At 57.5% G+C, this 3,339-nt stretch carries 4 protein-coding genes; all 4 read left to right on the top strand.

Annotated elements, in window-relative coordinates:
- The first annotated feature begins 594 nt into the window (after positions 1-594).
- The 4 genes from DXC52_RS08770 to DXC52_RS08755 all read left to right on the top strand — a co-directional run bounded on the left by DXC52_RS08770 (position 595) and on the right by DXC52_RS08755 (position 3,166).
- The gene (locus DXC52_RS08770) at positions 595-1,845 is read left to right on the top strand and encodes a HemK/PrmC family methyltransferase (RefSeq protein WP_117746947.1); all 1,251 of its coding nucleotides are present in this window, start codon (positions 595-597) and stop codon (positions 1,843-1,845) included.
- A gap of 80 nt (positions 1,846-1,925) precedes the next feature.
- Complete coding sequence (locus tag DXC52_RS08765) at positions 1,926-2,372, top strand: type II toxin-antitoxin system HicB family antitoxin (protein WP_117746946.1); 447 nt, start codon at positions 1,926-1,928, stop codon at positions 2,370-2,372.
- Between the two features lie 109 nt (positions 2,373-2,481).
- Complete coding sequence (locus tag DXC52_RS08760) at positions 2,482-2,877, top strand: type II toxin-antitoxin system RelE/ParE family toxin (protein WP_117746945.1); 396 nt, start codon at positions 2,482-2,484, stop codon at positions 2,875-2,877.
- Positions 2,864-3,166: a helix-turn-helix domain-containing protein gene (locus DXC52_RS08755; RefSeq protein WP_006235701.1), complete on the top strand. Its 303-nt coding sequence runs from the start codon at positions 2,864-2,866 to the stop codon at positions 3,164-3,166. Before DXC52_RS08760 ends, DXC52_RS08755 begins: the two co-directional genes overlap by 14 nt.
- The last annotated feature ends 173 nt before the right edge of the window (positions 3,167-3,339 follow it).

Below are 3,339 nucleotides of genomic sequence, written 5' to 3'. Positions count from 1 at the left end.
CGTGGGTTATACCCTAAGAGCAAACCACCCTTTTTAAGGGTGGTTCTGATTTCACGGCACCTTGCCTCAAATGCGACCCGCTCGCTGGCATTGCCAAAACATCGAGGTAGTCATTGGGTGCGGCACTTGGGGACGTTCCTTATGTGCCGGCACTTAGGGACAGTCCTTCGAGCGGCAGCACGTAAGGAGGGGTCCCAATGACTGCTTTTGGTAAATGGCTATATGAGTTTATTTAATTGGACTTGAGGGCCATCGGATCGTTTGCCAGCTCAAAGGAAATAAAAACATTCGTTCACTATCAAAAATAATGCTTACATTATCGCTCAAGAAGTCGCAGGGCATTTTTCGGCGCGTTGTCCGTCAAGCGATTTGGCAAGTATCCGGTTAGATATTGGTCAGTTTTGGGGCAACCTTGCCAAAAGCTGGACGAATGCAAATCTAGACGTCGACGAATGAGCACTTTGGACGCACCCGAAACAAATTTCTGGGCTGATTCTCGATAATCGCCCTCAATTGTCCCTTGTCATGCGGTGCCCTCGCGTACAATCTGCTCCGATGTTCGCGCGCCGCCCGGCGCCAAGGAGGGGAGGACCCATGGCAAACGAGATCTGGACCATTAAGCGTTGTCTCGAGTGGACCAAGGAGTACCTGGCCGAGCGCGGCGAGGAGCATCCCCGTCTTTCTGCCGAATGGCTGCTGTGCGCCGCCACGGGTCTGGCGCGCATTGACTTATATATGCGCATGGACGAGGCGCTCGACGCCACGCAGCTCGAGACCATGCATGCGGCAGTGGTCCGTCGCGCCAAGGGCGAGCCGCTGCAGTACATCACCGGCAGCACGCAGTTCCGCATGATCGATGTCGCGTGCGCCCCCGGCGTGCTCATTCCGCGCCCCGAGACCGAGATGCTCGTCGAGGAAGTGCTGAATTATCTGGATACCGAGGTGCTGAGCCCCGAGGCCGCTGCTCGTCAGCGCGTGGAGTTGCCTTGGAATGATGAGGTCGAGCAGGCCCGCAAGGCCGAGGCGGCATTGGCCGACGAACGCGCAACCGCCGAGCGCCGTGCCGCCAATCTGACGGCTGCTGAAGAAGCGGCGCTGGGGAGCGACGTTCTGGGCAGCCGCGCCTATGCTGAGGAGTTGGCTGACCGCGAGGCCGAGGAGGCCGCCGCGCATGCAGCGGAAGCCGACGCTATGGAAGCCCCGGAGCCCGAGCTCGACGAATACGGCATTGCCATCGAAGGTGACGACCAGGAGACGACCTCCGCGCAGAACGCCACCGAGCCCGCTCCGACCGAGCCCCGCATCGCACGCGTCCTCGAGGTCGGCTGCGGCACGGGTTGCATCTCGCTCTCGCTTGCCTGGGAGCGCCGCGGTCACGTTACCTGCACCGCCACCGATATCGAGCCGCGCGCCATCGACCTGGCAACCAAAAACCGCGATGCGCTTGGCCTCACGGCAGACGAGGTCGCCTTTAGCCTCACCAACTTGGTGAGTTCCGTTCCTCGCGAAGAGTGGGGCACCTTTGACGTGCTCGTCTCCAACCCTCCGTACATTCCCACCGACGTCATGCGCTCGCTGCCGCACGAGGTCAAGGACTTTGAGCCCGACCTGGCGCTCGAGGGCGGTGCCGACGGCCTGGATATCTTCCGCCGCCTGCTCAACGCGGCCCCCTATATGTTGCGCGCCGGCGGCCTCTTTGCCTGCGAGCTCTACGAGGGCGCTCTCGACGCCGCCGCCGAGCTCTGCCGCCAAGCGGGCCTGTCGGATGTGCACATCGTCCGCGACCTCACCGATCGTCCCCGCATCGTCCGAGCCGTCGTCACGGAGCCCAAACAGCGTCAGTAATATTTATTAACTGATTCATTTCTAATTATAAAGCAATTTATAATTATCTCGGTTGGTAGCTGGTAGCCGAAGGGGTCATAATGAAACAACGATTTACCTATGACTGCGTTCTCATAAAAGAAGACGACGGTTACTGTGCCAGCTTCCCGCAGGTCCCCGGGGCCTTTGCCGATGGCGATACGCGCGAAGAAGCAATAGCTCATGCCATCGAGGCGCTGATGGCGTTTTTGGCCGACGATCTTAACAATGGTCGGGCTCCGGCTGGGTACGAGCGTTCGGCCGAGGTCGTGGCCCTTTCAGTCGAAATCGACCACGAGGACGCTCGGGAAGCGGCGTGTCGAACGTTTAAGGACGCGGCGGCGGACCTCAGGGTTTCCGCACCGCGAATCACTGCGCTGGTCAAAGCCGGCAAACTCGATGTTGAGCTTGTCGACGGCCGTCGGATGATTACGATCGACAGCATCGAGCGTTACGCCGCTCAGGAACGCCATGCCGGCAGGCCAAAGAAGTTCGTCGCAGTCCAATAACCCCTCGTTGCCTACTGATCTCGGGCTTCACTTCTGCAAAAAAGACCCTTCGAGCCTATTTCCGCTCTTGCAATATACCGTAAAACTTCTACTATAGAAGGAGAAAGGTATGTCAAATCAGCTGCATCGGTACCGTATCGTGCTTGATTACATTGAACCTTGGCTTGATGAGCAGGATGAAGCTACGCTGAAGCAGATTTATGCAGACCTTTTGGTGCTAGAGAAGGAAGGTCCCATCCTTGGTCGTCCACTGGTTGACCGTGTCAAGGGCTCGAAGCTTCATCATTTAAAGGAGCTGAGAGTGACTTCATGTGGTGGGCAGGTGATCCGCATCCTCTTCGCCTTTGACCCCAAACGCCAGGCGGTATTGCTATTGGCGGGTGATAAGTCGCGAGCGGGATCGTCAAGGGCAAAATGGAACGGCTGGTATGCGATCAACATTCCAAAGGCCGAGCAAATATACCGTCGCCACGTAAGGAGGCTCGATCGAGATGGAACTGCATGAGTATATGGAATCTCGCGGGATAACACGCGACTCCATTACCGCCGAGCAGGAGAGGACTCGCGATCGTATCGAAGCCTATAAGCTTGCTCAGATTCGCAGGCTAAAAGATCTAACACAGGCGTCGGTCGCCCAATCGATGGGCGTTTCTCAAAAACGCGTATCCGAGCTCGAGCGTGGGGAATTGGGTTCGATGAGGCTTGACACGCTGAGCAGGTACGCAGAGAGCCTCGGCGGAAAACTGGTTGCAAGCATCGAGTTTCCCGATCGTACCGTTACGCTTGCGCGCTAAAAATCTTCAATTAACTCCCTCACTTTCACCGACTACTCGAGCCGCTCACCAAACCAACATGCGCTCTGGGCAAATAGGTTGAACGTTTCGTGCGAGAATGCCCCACAGTAAACAAACTTGCACCAGAGCGTAAGGGGCTGGCATACACATGCAGACGGTCTATCGGGTATTCG

This window comes from Collinsella sp. TF05-9AC (genome assembly GCF_003438495.1).
In the GTDB taxonomy this organism is placed as follows: Bacteria; Actinomycetota; Coriobacteriia; order Coriobacteriales; family Coriobacteriaceae; genus Collinsella.
This window is presented reverse-complemented; position numbering and strand designations above follow the sequence as displayed.